Source organism: Vibrio variabilis, assembly GCF_003263785.1.
GTDB lineage: Bacteria > Pseudomonadota > Gammaproteobacteria > Enterobacterales > Vibrionaceae > Vibrio > Vibrio variabilis.
Genome location: NZ_JYJK01000144.1, coordinates 23,784 through 39,298, shown reverse-complemented (window position 1 = coordinate 39,298; position 15,515 = coordinate 23,784). Strand labels below are relative to the sequence as shown.

10 protein-coding genes and 2 pseudogenes are annotated in these 15,515 nt (G+C 49.8%); 7 read left to right on the top strand and 5 right to left on the bottom strand.

Annotated elements, in window-relative coordinates:
• Positions 1-26: 26 nt before the first annotated feature.
• A pseudogene (locus TZ48_RS23645) lies at positions 27-2,650 on the bottom strand (cellulose-binding domain-containing protein).
• A gap of 407 nt (positions 2,651-3,057) precedes the next feature.
• On the opposite strand from TZ48_RS23645, the gene TZ48_RS23640 reads away from it, so the two are divergent.
• Positions 3,058-3,315 (top strand): hypothetical protein, encoded by a 258-nt coding sequence (locus TZ48_RS23640; RefSeq protein WP_112481143.1) that lies wholly within the window; start codon positions 3,058-3,060, stop codon positions 3,313-3,315.
• 19 nt (positions 3,316-3,334) lie between these two features.
• On the opposite strand, the gene TZ48_RS23635 is transcribed toward TZ48_RS23640, so the two are convergent.
• Positions 3,335-3,616, bottom strand: a complete 282-nt coding sequence (locus tag TZ48_RS23635) for a hypothetical protein (protein ID WP_162674707.1) — start codon at positions 3,614-3,616, stop codon at positions 3,335-3,337.
• Between the two features lie 214 nt (positions 3,617-3,830).
• Between TZ48_RS23635 and TZ48_RS23630 the strand changes: the two genes are divergently transcribed.
• From TZ48_RS23630 to TZ48_RS23605, 6 genes and pseudogenes are all read left to right on the top strand, one after another.
• Positions 3,831-4,223, top strand: a complete 393-nt coding sequence (locus tag TZ48_RS23630; protein WP_112481139.1) for a hypothetical protein — start codon at positions 3,831-3,833, stop codon at positions 4,221-4,223.
• A 126-nt stretch (positions 4,224-4,349) separates the two neighbouring features.
• Positions 4,350-5,690 carry a TolC family protein gene (locus TZ48_RS23625; RefSeq protein WP_420822980.1) on the top strand — a complete coding sequence of 447 codons (1,341 nt, stop codon included), beginning with the start codon at positions 4,350-4,352 and terminating at the stop codon, positions 5,688-5,690.
• Positions 5,691-5,707: 17 nt separating this feature from the next.
• Positions 5,708-7,438, top strand: coding sequence for an efflux RND transporter periplasmic adaptor subunit (locus TZ48_RS23620; RefSeq protein ID WP_112481135.1), 1,731 nt, complete (start codon positions 5,708-5,710; stop codon positions 7,436-7,438).
• Positions 7,435-10,556: pseudogene (locus tag TZ48_RS23615) on the top strand (efflux RND transporter permease subunit). Before TZ48_RS23620 ends, TZ48_RS23615 begins: the two are co-directional and overlap by 4 nt.
• Before the next feature lie 84 nt (positions 10,557-10,640).
• Positions 10,641-11,192, top strand: coding sequence for a copper-resistant cuproprotein CopI (gene copI / locus TZ48_RS23610; RefSeq protein WP_112481133.1), 552 nt, complete (start codon positions 10,641-10,643; stop codon positions 11,190-11,192).
• Between the two features lie 146 nt (positions 11,193-11,338).
• Entirely contained in the window at positions 11,339-12,001 is a 663-nt protein-coding gene (locus TZ48_RS23605) for a cupin domain-containing protein (RefSeq protein ID WP_112481131.1), read from the top strand.
• 6 nt (positions 12,002-12,007) lie between these two features.
• Here the strand turns inward: TZ48_RS23605 and galM are convergent, their stop codons facing one another.
• The 3 genes from galM to TZ48_RS23590 are packed head-to-tail and all read right to left on the bottom strand — an operon-like array spanning position 12,008 to position 15,344.
• Positions 12,008-13,042 carry a galactose-1-epimerase gene (gene galM / locus TZ48_RS23600; RefSeq protein ID WP_112481129.1) on the bottom strand — a complete coding sequence of 345 codons (1,035 nt, stop codon included), beginning with the start codon at positions 13,040-13,042 and terminating at the stop codon, positions 12,008-12,010.
• A 22-nt stretch (positions 13,043-13,064) separates the two neighbouring features.
• Positions 13,065-14,231, bottom strand: a complete 1,167-nt coding sequence (gene galK / locus TZ48_RS23595) for a galactokinase (RefSeq protein WP_112481127.1) — start codon at positions 14,229-14,231, stop codon at positions 13,065-13,067.
• 60 nt (positions 14,232-14,291) lie between these two features.
• A complete protein-coding gene (locus TZ48_RS23590) occupies positions 14,292-15,344 on the bottom strand; it encodes a UDP-glucose--hexose-1-phosphate uridylyltransferase (RefSeq protein ID WP_112481125.1) in 1,053 nt (350 codons plus the stop codon).
• Between the last annotated feature and the right edge of the window lie 171 nt (positions 15,345-15,515).

The window sequence follows — 15,515 nt, the reverse complement described above, 5'->3', positions numbered from 1 at the left end:
ACTATCACCAACCCATCAGATACTTGTTATTGCGGATTTAACCCTAGCGTTTGCAGTACCAGCTTAAAGTTGTCTTGACGCTCTTTCACCGCGTGCACTTTACCACTGATTGGGCATGTACTATCTGGACAGCCACGGTTAACAATACCTGACACCGCATCGATAAACTCAGTGCCTTGCATTCCACCGTCTACGTATTTCTTAAGCTCAGTATGATAGTTCCAAGCCGCGTATGGGCCGCCTTCGTCGTTATAGGTTTGCACCGAAGAGACCCAGTAGAACAGACCGGCAATCCATTTGATTTCGCGATTCTCTTCTGAGCTACATATCAAACCAGGGTTTGAACAGAAATCCAAATCAGCATAAAGAGGATTGGCCGGAGGCGCTTCTACAACCACACCATTCACCGTGGTTCCGATGGTGTCTGGATCAACATGCGAGCGACCCATAAAGTGGTTGAGCGTACCGAAATTTTGGCGACCCGTGGTTTGAATAACACCACGTCCCCACCAGCCACAGCCCTCAACCGTTCCAGTTGTATCGCTGCCATCCCAGATAAATTTACCCGCCTTCTGACCTTCGTAAACTTTACAGTCCGCACGCTCCCAAACTTGCTGTGAGCTATCCACTGTCGATGGGACTTCCATACAGTGACCATCGTTAGTCCAACGACCAACATTTCCGTTCACCAGCAAGCCTTTCTCTGCAAGCACAGAGTCTGGCGCTGCGAAAATTGGAGCGGGTGCGCCGTACCATTTAGCATTGGTCAGTGCACTCACTTCCATCTTCGGGTCGCGTGGACACGAATATGGGTGGTCAACACCTGTCACTGGATCCATGCCGTAATCGGCGTACTTCTGACCTAATTGGCCACAACTTGCCGTCATCGGGTAGTTAACCGCAGCGCCATACCTGACTTCTGACCAGTTGTTTTCATCACAGGCATTGTAACGAATGGTCTCTTGCATACTTTGTGATAGGAAGGCTGCAATCGCAACCTTAGCGTATTTTGCATTGGTGGCGTCATCAGCCGTCTCGTCCAATAGCCAGAATGTATTACCCGCCACACCAACGTTGTGCATAGAGTTAAGACCGGCCAGGAAGTCCGCCCATTTATAAACGGTCGATGGTGCCCAGTTACCCTGCGAGACTTCATACAAGAAAGCTTGGTTGTTCATTGCAGTTTCCGCACTCGCCAGCTCGCTATTAAGTGCGGCGATACGGGTAAGAGGACCGTTGGTGATGCTCTCTCCTACATAGTACAGCGGCAACTTAGCCGTTTGGTACTGCTCAATTTTATTGGTGAGTTCAACGGTTTCGGTATCAAACAAAATCGCAAACACATTGCTATGCGCGGCCTTACGAAGCTGACCTTGTTTGGACAAGTCCCCATAAAGTAATTGACCGTTTGCGACGTTGGCATAGAGGTTAGCATTGCTGGAGTACGGATGTGATCGGAGACTTGCTTCACATACTCTAAGGCGTAGTACCACTGCTCATCAGACAGTGCAGGTGTGTCCGCCGATTTAGTAAAGGCAATAAAGTCCGCTTTGGTTGTCGAGCCTGCGTCATAAAGTGCAAAGCTTGAGAGCAAATCTGCAGAAGATGACGAGGCCGCATTCCAAACAGCTCGCTTACCGGAATGAGCATTGTAAGCAAAGTCACCGATAGTTAATGTCCAGCCAAAGGTCGCCTGAGGCGCTAAAGTGGAAATAATAAGGTTATGAGCCTGCGCCCAGCCATTAACATCATCAGTCAGTGCATTAATGGCACCCGTATCAATCGCGCTTGCGGTTGAAGCCACTGCCGCGGTGAGTGCTTGTTTGACCGCCACAGCACCAAGCGCTTGCCCTTTGTCGGCCGTCACCATATCCAGCACATCAGATGTGAGAACAATCGAGCTGCTACCCGCCGCTTCAGCCGTTTGAATGAGCGCAGCAAACGTATTAGTCAACTGAGTCACATCAGCCAAATCTTGGCTACTACTGGTCGCGAAATATTGGCTCGCTGGCGCATCAAGTGTGGCTGGACTTGTCACCACCAAATGACTTGGCCATCCGGCAACTTCCAATCTCACAGGATCAAGAGGGTTTGGCAGAGCAAGTTTCGCGCCTGGTTCAGAAGAGGTTCCACCACAATCAAGATGCGTCGCCCAGCTGCTGTCGCTGCCTGGAATGGAAGACGTCCACCAGTTGGCCTTATACGCTACGTTCTCGTTGACCATGATGTCGCCAGCCATAGCGTGAGTACCTTGCGTCCAGTCTGGATAAACATTGAAGTCGGCACAAGCGCCACTTGGCGGAGTCGTACCTGGGTCAGGGGTCGGTTCAGGCGTTGGATCCGGTGTTGGTTCAGGAGAAGGTTCAGGGCTCGGTTCTGGTGAAGGCTCTGGTGAAGGCTCTGGTGAAGGTTCTGGGGAAGGCTCGGTACTACTGACCACTTTCCATGGAGAATCCCATTCATTGGCATAGGTGTCCGTTGGGCTTTGACCGGCCCCAACCCACCATTTAGCTTCATAGATGGTGCCATCCACTGTGACTTGACTACCACCAGAGTACGACTGGGTAGCATCATAAGGTTCAGCAGCAAACACATGGCTGCTAAACACTAGGCACGCTATAGAGAGCGTGACCTTGTTCATCCTAAACATATTTTTACCTTTATAAAGAGAATATCTTTCTGTTTCACGAGCCAAAAAAGAACGAATGGAAACCATTCCGTTATTTAGCAGCTAAAAATATGCTAGCAGCCTACAGGCTAGTTATCAGGCAATCGGTCAATAATAATGATCAGATGCGGGAGATTTCACAAAATAAATGCAAAATCATAATGAGTTAATTATTAGTTGGAAATAAGTTCAAGGATTGAACAAAGCTCGCTTGAATCCTGTTTTGCCATTCATCTTTCCTTAATTCCACGAGATACAACAACTCAGCTCCCCTTTCAAAAACCCAAATGCTTATTCAACACCTTGCAATAAAGCTGTCACACTTTATCACTATCTTGCATCGCGACAATCAAACGAAACCACCGTGATCCGGTCAGTTAATAAACGCTATGCAACCACACAAACACGCTATACAACTACACAAACACCCTATGGACGCCACCATCGTGCGTCTGATGCAATCACAAGGCTTAATAAAAAGTGAGGCGCGCTCTAGGCTCAAACGCGAAGTCTATCAGCTCGACCCGAGCCAGATTCAGAAAGTAAAGCGCTACGCTGAACATTTTGGTATCAACGCACAAGAGAAATTGATTGAAGAGATATTGGAGCTTAGGCGAGAAACGTTAATTTCTCGCCTATCAAAATAAGGTCACTTAGCGTGGGGCGTTAGCGGTACTGCAGATGGCATTTTTCATCAGAGCAAACGACTTTGTAGATTTCTGCCCCACCATCATGCTCTGCAACTTCAAAATAGACGGTACTTTTGTTGCGACCATCTTTGTAGGCGAGAGACAACTTGGCGTCATCAATAGTGAGCCCTTCTTGCTCCAAGTGTTTTTGCATTGAAGCCTTCGCAGACTCGAGCGTGTCATTACTCACGTTAGGGTCTAAACCTGCATTTGCACTAAAGGCGGTTATAGCCAAGCATCCTATTATAAATCGTCTCATTTCATCATCCTCAGTTGTGATCCTATACTTCCAATAGATTAGAAAACGCGATCGCAATGTCGAGTTCGTTTACTGAAGAAAACCCAACCTCTAGGCTCACCTAAGCTATACTTTGCAGAAATCTTGAGCAAACAACACAAGAAATCCGTTGAGCTATTGACCTTGCCCTAGGGGTAACCTTTATCCTGAGCCAATCTTGCTGAAAAGGTTCTGTATGCACGCTATTATCGCCAACAAATCATGGATCACATTCGTGAGCTTGCTTGCACTCGTTGTTTCAACGTTTGTCACCAGCGCGCCTGCGATGGCTATGCATAGTGGTATGACCGATGCATCCATGCCTTGTGGTATGACCCAGACAGCGTCCCATCACGCACATCACAGCACGAGTCCAACACCGGATATTGCAGATAATAGCCAATGTGCCAGCGCAGAGGCCGACTCCCACACTACCTGTTGCACCACTATGTGTGGCACTACCTTAGGCTTTGCCCCCTTTGTGTTGCTTCCAAGCGAAGGCCACGCTCGCTTCTCCAAGCGCTCTGTAGACCCATTCACGCAACCGATCCATAGAATCGAACACCTCGAGCGCCCGCCCTCGGCGTAATCATTCCAACACACGCTAATGCCCAACCCTAGTTGGGGACGTTTTATCGCGCCTGTTATACAGGCACGTAGTTTGGAAATGATCGTGAAAATAATCAAACATCCGATTGCACTGGCTGTAAGTGCGATCGTTCTACTCGCACCCGCTGCACAAGCAACAAGCAGCGTAGGAGCAACACAGCAGTCTCAAGCGAGCGCACAGGCGTTATCGCTCGATACATTAATCAACATGGCGATCGCTAACGATGCCAATCGAACCCAGTATCACGCCCAATCTCAGGCGATGCGAGATACTGGCATTGCCAACTCAACGCTGAAAGACCCCGTGTTAAAAGTCGGGGTCGGCGGTTTACCGACGGACAGTTTTCGATTCGACCAAGATCCGATGACGAATATTTCGGTCGGTATGATGCAGCAGTTTGGCCGCGGCGATACGCTTGGTCTGCAAAATAAGAAAGCCCAGCAGCAAGCGGATGGTATTGAGCTTCAAGTAAAAGTCCGTGAGCTAGATATTGCGAATAGCATTACTCAGCTATGGCTTGAGCTTGGCTTTCAACAGCACTCAGAGCGCGTACTGAAAGAAAAGCGTTCCCTGATGGTAGAAATGGAGCGATTCATTCAAACCAACTACGCTATTGGCAACAGCGAGTCACAAGATCTGATTCGTAGTCAGCTGCAAGTCAGTCAGCTCGATGACAAGTTGCACGCCAACAGGCAAATGCAAAGTCGGCTTCTTTCTCAGCTCTCCGAGTGGCTGGGTTCAGGTTGGCTTAACCAAAGCTCAGATGTTAACGCCAATATCGCAACGGATTGGGGACGCCTTGAGCAGCAATTGACTAGCCAACGTGGCTCTGACTATTTCAGCTTACTTAACCAGCATCCAATGGCGAAAATGGCCGACATTCAGATTGCTGCCAATGAGACTCAGGTTTCCATTGCCGAAGAGGCCTACAAGCCGCAATTTGGTGTTGAAGCCATGTATGCCCATCGTCAAGCCCCCAACATGCGCGGCGCAGCCGCGCCCGATCTCCTGAGTGCCTACGTCACCATGGACATTCCCTTATTCACCGGTAATCGACAAGACAAGAACCATGCAGCCGCCCAGTACCAAGTGGTCGCATCGAAGTCGAGCAAAGATGCGTTGTTGGCTCAGATGAATGCCAAGGTTAACGCGCTGATGATGGACAGACACAACCTCAGTGAACGCTTCGAGCGCTACCAACAGAGTCTATTGCCCCAAGCCAAAGCACGAACTCGAGCGGTAGAGCGAGGTTACGAGAACAACACCGCACAATTTAGCGATGTGATCACCGCCTCCAGTGATGAGCTAGCCATTGAGATAGAAGCACTCAGGTTGGAGACAGACCTCAACATTGTAAGTAGCAACTTGGCGTATTTCCTTGGTGGATTCGAATACCACGCAGAAACGCCAGTTATTTCTCAGCCGTCATCAACAAAACAACCATAGATTTAAGGGAAACAATAATGAAAACACGAAATGTCGCCCTATTGGCGCTGGCCGTTGGTGCAGGTCTCGGAGTAGTGGGAACGCAGTATTTCGGTGCACACTCGATGAGCGCTATATCTTCACTAGGAACAATGTCATCACAAACTGGAACCAGTAGCGATGCCAATGAACCGCTTTACTGGGTCGCACCTATGGATCCCAATTACAAGCGCGACCAACCAGGTAAGTCTCCAATGGGTATGGATCTTATCCCAGTCTACGCCGATGACCTTAATGGCGCGAATGACAAACCGGGCACCGTCAAAATTGACCCGGCTGTGGAGAACAACTTGGGGGTTAAGACCGCCTCCGTCGAGAAACAAAAGCTCTCACCACGCATTGCTACTGTTGGTTACATCGCTTTTGATGAAAGCCGTCTCTGGCAAACCAACGTACGTGTCGCTGGTTGGGTAGAAAAGCTTTACATCAATGCCGTGGGGGAACGAGTCAATAAAGGTGACGTACTGTTTAAACTCTACTCGCCTGAGCTGGTTAAGGCACAAGAGGAGCTACTTAATGCCTATCGAACTAAGCGAAACTCTCTTATCAAAGGGGCGACCGAGCGCCTGCTCACCCTTGGCGTCGATAAGGCGCAAATACGCGACATCGTCCGTCAAGGCAAAGCATCACAAACCATCGATATCAAAGCACTAGGTAACGGTGTTGTCGCTACGCTGAATGTGCGAGAAGGTGGGTATTTGTCCCCATCTCAATCGGTGATCAGTGCCGGCCCTATCGACCAAGTATGGGTCGATGCCGAGGTGTTCGAACGCCAAGCCGAATGGATAAAAAGCGGCAGTGGCGCGGTCATGACGTTGGATGCCATCCCAGGCAAAGAATGGCAAGGTGAAGTCGATTATGTCTATCCGATCCTAGACCCATCCACTCGGACCCTGCGCGTTAGGCTCAAATTCGACAACCCGGATTTTCAGCTCAAACCGAACATGTTCGCCAATATCGCCCTGCAACCACAAACCGATGAAGCTGTGCTGACGATCCCGCGCTCAGCGGTTATTCGCTCGGGAGGCATGAGCAGAGTTGTATTATCTGAAGGTGAGGGCAAGTACCGCTCCGCTCGAATTCGTGTCGGCCGTGAAGCCAGTGATCGTATTGAGGTACTGGAAGGATTAACCACACAAGACATCGTTGTGACGTCAGCACAATTCATGCTCGACTCTGAGTCCAGTCAAAGCGCTGATTTATCGCGTATCAATGGCGTAGAGCCTCCGACTGAAACTGTGTGGGCAAAAGGTGAGATCACCAATGTGATGGCGGGGCACGCTATGTTGACCATTAATCATCAACCGGTACCTGAATGGAACTGGCCGGGCATGGTGATGGATTTCAACGTCGAGCCAGACGTCACGATGGAAAAACTTGCAGCGGGTCAACAGATCGAGTTTGAAATGGCCAAAACGCCAGATGGTCAATACACCGTCACGGCTATCAACGCTAGTGAGAACCCTATGCCAACCGAGATTTGGGTCAATGGCAGCATCTCTATGCTAATGGCCGATTTTGGCATGATTACGATTGAGCACAGTGACGTACCGGAGTGGAACTGGCCGTCGGGAGAAATGAACTTCTCCACAGATGGCAACGTTGATTTCACTGGATTTGAAGAGGGTGATACCGCGCGCTTTTTGATTCAGAAGCAAGGCAGTGAGTTTATTTTGTCTGAGCTCAAACATGGAGGAGAACAGCCATGATTGGAGCGATTATCCGCTGGTCTATCAACAACCGATTTCTGGTATTGGTGGCAAGCTGCTTCTTAACATTAGCCGGCCTTTACAGCGTCAAAAACACCCCAGTGGACGCCATACCCGATCTGTCCGACGTGCAGGTGATCATTAAAACCAGCTATCCGGGACAGGCACCTCAGGTGGTCGAAGATCAGGTGACTTACCCGCTCACCACCGCCATGCTTGCGGTACCGGGAGCAGAAACCGTGCGCGGCTACTCGTTCTTTGGTGACTCCTATGTCTACATCATCTTCAATGATGATACCGACATGTATTGGGCACGTTCACGGGTACTGGAATATCTCAGCCAAGTGGCACCAAAACTGCCTTCGCAAGCCAAACCAACGCTCGGCCCTGATGCAACGGGAGTTGGCTGGATATACAGCTATGTGTTGCAAGATACCACGGGACAACACGACCTAGCGGAGCTGCGCAGCCTGCAAGACTGGTTCTTAAAATACGAGCTGCAAACCGTCGAAGGTGTCTCTGAGGTAGCTACAGTGGGCGGTATGGTCAAGCAATACCAGGTACAGATCGATCCCGCCAAGCTGCGTGCCTACGATTTAACGCTTCAACAAGTGAACGCGGCCATTAAGAACGGTAACCAGGAAAGCGGTGCTTCGGTGATTGAAGTGGCAGAAGCGGAGCACATGGTTCGCACCACAGGCTACCTCACCAGCATTGAAGACATTCAAGCCCTGCCCCTTAAAGTCACAACTAAGGGCACACCTTTGCTCCTTGGCGACATTGCCGACATTAATCTAGGCCCACAAATGCGCCGTGGGATCTCAGAGTTTAATGGTGAAGGTGAAGCAGTGGGGGCGTGATTGTGATGCGCTTTGGTGAAAATGCCAGTGAAGTGATCGACAACGTCAAAGCCAAGCTTGATGACTTGCAGCGTAGCTTGCCGGAAGGCGTTGAAATTGTCGCGACCTACGATCGCTCAACGCTTATCAATGCTGCGGTAGACAACCTTTGGAATAAACTCGCTGAAGAGTTCATTGTGGTCGCGATTGTGTGTGCACTGTTTTTGTTTCACATCCGCTCTTCAATTGTCATTGCCATCAGCTTGCCAGTGGGGATTCTGTGCGCGTTCATCGTCATGCATTGGCAAGGCATCAACGCCAACATCATGTCACTGGGTGGTATTGCCATCGCTATCGGCGCTATGGTCGATGGGGCGATCGTGATGATAGAAAACGTACACAAGCATATAGAGAAAACCCCGCTTAACGACCAAAACCGCTGGCAGGTGATCAGTAAAGCGGCAGAGGAAGTCGGCGCGCCGCTATTTTTCTCGCTGCTCATTATTACGCTCAGCTTCGTGCCTGTTTTCGCCCTTGAAGGTCAAGAAGGCAAAATGTTCTCGCCACTGGCTTACACCAAAACCTACGCCATGGCGGCGGCAGCAGGTCTAGCGATCACTTTAGTGCCTGTACTCATGGGCTACTTCATTCGCGGCAAGGTACTCCCAGAGCACAAAAACCCGGTCAACAAAGCACTGATTGGCCTTTACAGACCGATGCTTAACTTGAGCCTTCGTTACCCGAAAACCATGATCATCATCGCTTTGGGTTTGCTAGGATCTGCTTACTTCCCGACATCTAAACTGGGTAGCGAGTTTATTCCACCGCTTGATGAAGGCGACTTGATGTACATGCCGACCACCTATCCCGGCATTTCTATTGGTAAAGCGCGTGAGCTATTGCAACAAACCAATAAGCTCATCAAAACCGTCCCTGAGGTTGAAACCGTGTGGGGTAAGATTGGCCGCGCAGAAACGGCAACCGATCCTGCGCCTCTCACCATGATTGAGACCACCATTCAGCTCAAGCCGAGAGATGAGTGGCGCGAAGGTGTGACAACCGAGTCGCTTCGCAAAGAATTTGACGATCTGGTTCAGTTCCCGGGTCTAACCAACGCTTGGGTGATGCCAATCAAAACCCGCATCGATATGCTCGCTACCGGTATCAAGACCCCTATTGGGATTAAGATCGCGGGACCTGAACTTAGTGTGATTGAAGAGATTGGTGCCAACCTTGAGCCCATTCTCAATGACATCGCGGGTACCGTTTCGGTCTATGCCGAGCGAGTGGCAGGTGGCCGTTACGTCACCATTGATATTAAACGTCTAGCCGCCGCGCGCTATGGGCTGAATGTCAGTGACGTTCAACAAGTCATCTCTACGGCCGTTGGCGGCATGAATGTGGGCGAAACCGTCGAAGGGCTCGAGCGTTACCCAATTAACGTGCGCTACCCGCAGGACTATCGTAACTCAGTGGTTAAGCTGCAAAACCTGCCCCTAGTTACTCCAGCCGGTGCACGCATCGCACTCGCCGATGTGGCAGATATTCGTTATGAAGATGGCCCTCCAATGATCAAGACCGAAAATGCACGCCCGAATGGCTGGGTATTCGTCGACATTGCCGAGCGCGATCTCGGCTCCTATGTCAATGAAGCGCAGCAAGTGGTCGCGGAAAAGCTGGTGTTACCCGCTGGCTATTCACTGGCATGGTCCGGTCAATACGAGTACATGGAGCGCGCCAAACAGCGCCTTGGTGTCGTGATCCCCATTACGCTCGCCATCATCATGCTGTTGCTCTATTTGAGCTTTCGCCGAGTGGGTGAGGTACTCGTCATCATGGGTACCTTGCCACTCGCGATGGTCGGTGGACTATGGCTCATGCACTACCTTGGCTACAACTTCTCAATCGCAGTTGGCGTGGGCTTTATCGCGCTTGCGGGCGTCGCGGTTGAGATTGGCGTCATCATGTTGGTCTACCTCAATCAAGCTTGGCATGGACGAAAGCTCTCTGCCGAGCAAGACCGTACACCACTGACCGCAGACATGCTGACTGAAGCAATTCGAGAAGGCGCAGGCCTTCGCGTACGACCGGTCATGATGACCGTATTGACGGTCATCATTGGCCTTATCCCCATTATGTATGGCTCCGGAACCGGCTCTGAGGTGATGCAGCGTATTGCAGCACCAATGATAGGCGGTATGGCTTCGGCACTGTTGCTCACGCTACTGGTACTGCCTGCCATCTACAAACTTTGGAAATCTCAAGAAATCAAACACTAACTAGCTCGCACCTGCTTATCTCTAGAAAGTACAGTTCCTTGAAAGTACAGAGACGGCAGGTGCAAACCACAAAAGGACATAAAAATGAAAAAGACACTCATCGCACTAACCATGACATTAATTGCCACACAAAGCTCCGCCGATGGTATGGATCATTCAAAAATGGATCACGGAGCTATGAATCATGACACCATGGATCATAGTAAAATGGATCACAGCAAGATGGATCATGGCATGATGAACATGGAGGGCATGTCAGCCGTCGGCATGCCTGCTGCAGGCGCAAAACCCGACAAGGTGGTACACGTCATTCTAAAAGATGACATGACCATCTCATTCAAACGTGATGTCGAAATCAAACCGAACGATGTCGTTCAGTTTGTGGTAATGAACACAGGCAAAGACGATCATGAGTTTGTCATCGGCTCACCATCCGAGCAAGTCGCTCACCGTAAAATGATGGAAAACCCAACAGAGGATCACGATCATCACAGCATGGGCAATGTCCTGTACCTCAAGCCAGGAAAAGCGGGACAGCTCAACTGGCACTTCCACGGTGAAAAAGAGATTGAATTCGCCTGTAACATTCCAGGTCACGCAGAAGATGGTATGACAAAGACGATCGTTCTCAAATAGTCAGCCAGACTCAGCCCACTAATAAAAGAGCACGAATTCGTGCTCTTTTCAGTTTCAAACTATGATAGATATGACAATATGATGTGATCGATACCAACGTCGACATCCGTACCACTCATGGCAACTTACTAAGGACAGTGCAAAGCATGGAAACTCTAATCAACGCCAATTTTGACCAGCGCGTAGTGATACGACCAACTGACTACCAGTGGGTCGACTCTCCTATGCCGGGCATTAGTCGTATGCGTTTAGACCGCATTGGTGATGAGGTGGGACGTGTGACGTCCATTGTACACTATGAGCCAAACAGCGCGTTTTCACCACACACCCACAGCGGCGGTGAAGAGTTTTACGTTTTGGAAGGCACCTTTTCCGATGAGCACGGCGACTACCCAGCAGGCAGCTATGTCCGTAATCCCATTGGCAGCGCACATACGCCGAAAATTGGCTCTGACGGTGCGACTATCTTCGTCAAACTGCACCAGTTCGATGAGCAAGACCAAGCTCAGTTTTGCATCAATACATTAAAGCAGTCATGGTATCGAGGATTGGTCGACGGACTCACCGTGATGCCGCTGCATGAGTTTGAAGCTGAGCATGTTGCGCTAGTTAAATGGGCCCCCAATACCCAGTTCAATGCCCACCAACATTGGGGCGGAGAAGAAATACTAGTACTCGAAGGCACCTTTTATGACGAGCATGGCGAGTACCCAAAAGGCACTTGGATCCGCAGTCCTCACCTTAGCAAGCACACCCCCTTCACCAAAGAAGATGGTGCGCTTATTTACGTCAAGACTGGGCATTTATAGTCGAGTTTATTTGATGGCAAACTCGTAGCTTGTGCTGTGCTTATACTGATTGCCAGGTCGAAGAATCGCATCTGATTCCTTCCAGTCGCGATTGGGCGAGTCGGGATAGAACTGAGTTTCCAGCGCAACCCCTTGATAATCTTTGTATAGTCCGCCTAGGCGATTAGGTGTATTCGCTAGCCAGTTACCCGTATACAGCTGCATTCCTGGTTTCGTCGTGAAGACGCTCATTTCAACGCGGCTATCTGGAGAGATGAGACGCGCCACAGGTTCGTTATCTTGGCTTTCTAAAAGGTAACAATGATCGTATCCATTTGCTTGTCGTTGCTGCTCATCGGCCAATAGATGGGTCGAAATGGGCTTGGTCATATTGAAATCGAAACTGGTCCCCGCGACAGCCTCTGGTTCTGTAAAAGGAATACCATCCGCTTGGGTCGGCAAATAATGCGAGGCACGGATCTGCAAGCGATGGCCTAATATATCCTCATCAGACTCAGCACCCAAAAGATTAAAGTAAGCGTGATTGGTTAGGTTCACCGGCGTTGCCGCGGTTGTTGTCGCACTGTAGTCAATAAGTAACTGATTTTTTTCGCTAAGGCTATAGCGGACACTCACTGTTAACTCGCCGGGGAATCCTTGGTCACCATCGGCTGAAACTAAACTGAGCTCAACGCTGCTATCACTCTTTTCCACCAAACTCCAACGGCGCTTATCAAAACCATCCAAGCCACCATGTAAGCAGTTGCCTGATTGGTTGGTCGCAGCTTGAAACACTTGGCCATCAATCTTAAACCTTCCACCAGCGATTCGATTGGCAAAGCGGCCGACCGTTGCACCTAAGAAGACCTTTTGACGCGCAAAGTCCTCCATCGTCTCAACGCCCAACAGCACTTCTCGTTTTTCATCGTCGATAGGGAGCTTACAGCTGAGCCAGGTCGCACCAACATCCATCACCGTTACTTCCATTCCAGAAGCATTCGACAAGGTGTAAAGTGAAGGTGGTTTGCCGTCTGCTGCAAGTCCATTCATTATGGCTGTCATCGCAATCCTCTTATCTCAAAGTTCAACGCTCAAGCACTTCAACAACACCTGACCCTGCACTTGCTTGACACACATAAATCGATGCTTGCAATCCAGTGGCAGCTTGATACTTCGCGGTCACAGCTTGCTCAACGGCATCGGTTAGACTTGGCGGGATCAGTGCAACGATACAGCCGCCAAAGCCGCCGCCAGTCATTCTCACGCCGCCTTGGTCGCCAATCACATCTTTGACAATGTCGACTAAGCAATCTATTTCGCTCACGGTGATCTCAAAATCATCACGCATCGAAGCGTGTGATTCGGCCATGAGCTCGCCCAATCGTTTCATGTCTTGAGCTCGCAATGCCTTCGCAGCCTCAAGCGTTCGGTCATTTTCAGTGATAACGTGGCGCGCTCTTTTCGCGACAACGTCTTCTAAGCTTTGTTGGTTTTGATTGAACTCTTTAATACTCACATCCCGCAGCGCTTTGACGCCAAATACCTGAGCGGCTTTTTCGCACTGCATTCGTCTTGTGTTGTACTCACTGTCGACAAGACCGCGCTGCTTGTTGGAGTTGATGATGACCACTGCCATGTCCTCTGGCATCGACACCGATTCCGATTCTAACGTTCGACAATCAAGCAACATAGCGTGATTTTGCTCGCCTTTGGCAGAAATCATTTGATCCATAATGCCGCAGTTGCAGCCGACAAACTCATTTTCAGCTTGCTGACCATTGAGCGCGATTTCCGCTTGGCTGATATTGAGATCGTAAAGTGTTTTGAAAGTCTGCCCAATCACCACTTCCAAAGCCGCAGAAGAACTCAGTCCCGCGCCTTGAGGAACATTGCCCGTGACACAAATGTCAGCGCCGCTGAAGGTGTAGCCCCGCGCGAGCAAGAATTTCACTACACCACGAATGTAGTTTGCCCACATTTTCCCCGGCAAAAACTCAATCGGTTTGGAGAGGTCAAACTCATCGGTATCATTGCCATAATCGACCGACACCAAACGAATAAGGTTATCTTCGCGCTTTGCTGCAGCGACGACGGTTTGGTAGTTAATGGCACAGGGCAGCACAAAGCCATCGTTATAATCGGTATGTTCGCCAATTAGGTTCACTCGTCCAGGCGCTTGAATAATATGGGTCGGTTGATAATCCAGCACCTGTTTAAACACGCTTTTCACGTTAGTTATTAATTCAGACATAATACGCCCTCAATCCTTGGCTAATCACGGCAGCGTCGGCCGCCGTTTAAAATAGGGTGGTTACTGCTCTTTGTAATGCACATCACTCAACGCTCTCAGCCGCTCAGCTGCTTGCTCTGCCGTCAAATCACGCTGTGATTCGGCGAGCATTTCATAGCCCACCATAAACTTTCTCACTGTGGCGCTGCGCAGCAATGGCGGATAAAACAAGGCATGTAACTGCCAGTGCTCAATATCCTCACTGGCTTCAAAGAACGGCGCGAAGTGCCAGCCCATGGAGTATGGGAAAGGGCACTGGAATAAGTTGTCATAGCGGCTGGTCAGCTTTTTCATCGCCACCGCCAAATCATCCCTTTGCTCGTCGTTAAGTTCGCTCATGCGGCGAACATGCGTTTTGGGTAGCAACATGGTTTCAAACGGCCATGCCGCCCAGTAAGGTACAACAGCGAGCCAATGCTCGGTTTCAACCACAGTTCTTGAACCGTCTTGTCGCTCTGCCTCTACGTAATCCACTAATAAATTTGAGCCATACTGCTCAAAATACTCTCGTAAGTGCTTATCTTTGCGCTCGATCTCGTTTGGCAAAAAACTGTTCGCCCAAATCTGGCCGTGGGGATGCGGCTGTGAGCACCCCATGGTTTCACCTTTGTTCTCAAACGCTTGCACCCAAACGTAATCTTTGCCTAGCTCTTCAATTTGTTCATTCCAGGTATCGATAACGCCACGGATTTTACTGACGCTGAGCTCAGGCAAGGTTTTGCTGTGATCAGGAGAGAAGCAGATCACTCGGCTTAAACCGCGTACACCTTGAGTTCTGAACAAGGAGTTGTCGGATTGCGGCGCATCGGGTGAGTCCGGCATGAGTGCCGCGAAATCGTTGCTAAACACGTAAGTGCCTTGGTAATCCGGATTCACATCACCAGAAATACGAGCGTTGGTTGGACACAAAAAGCAGTTTTCATCGAAGCTCGGTAACTCTTGCGTGGCAGGCTTTTCGTCTTGACCACTCCAAGGCCGCTTAGCGCGATGTGGCGAGACTAAGATCCACTGCCCTGTCAATGGGTTGTAACGACGATGTGGATGATCCACTGGGTCAAACTGAATATCGGTCATAGCTTCTCTCAATAGGTTAATTGCCCGCTCCTGATTATCTTATCAAGCCTTGTCTCATTCGATCCGTGATCCAATTCGCGACAATGAAAACGTTTACACAATAAAAATGTTAATTAACACGATAAAATACAGTGCATTAAGACATGACGAGTCTGATGATAATAGTGCATA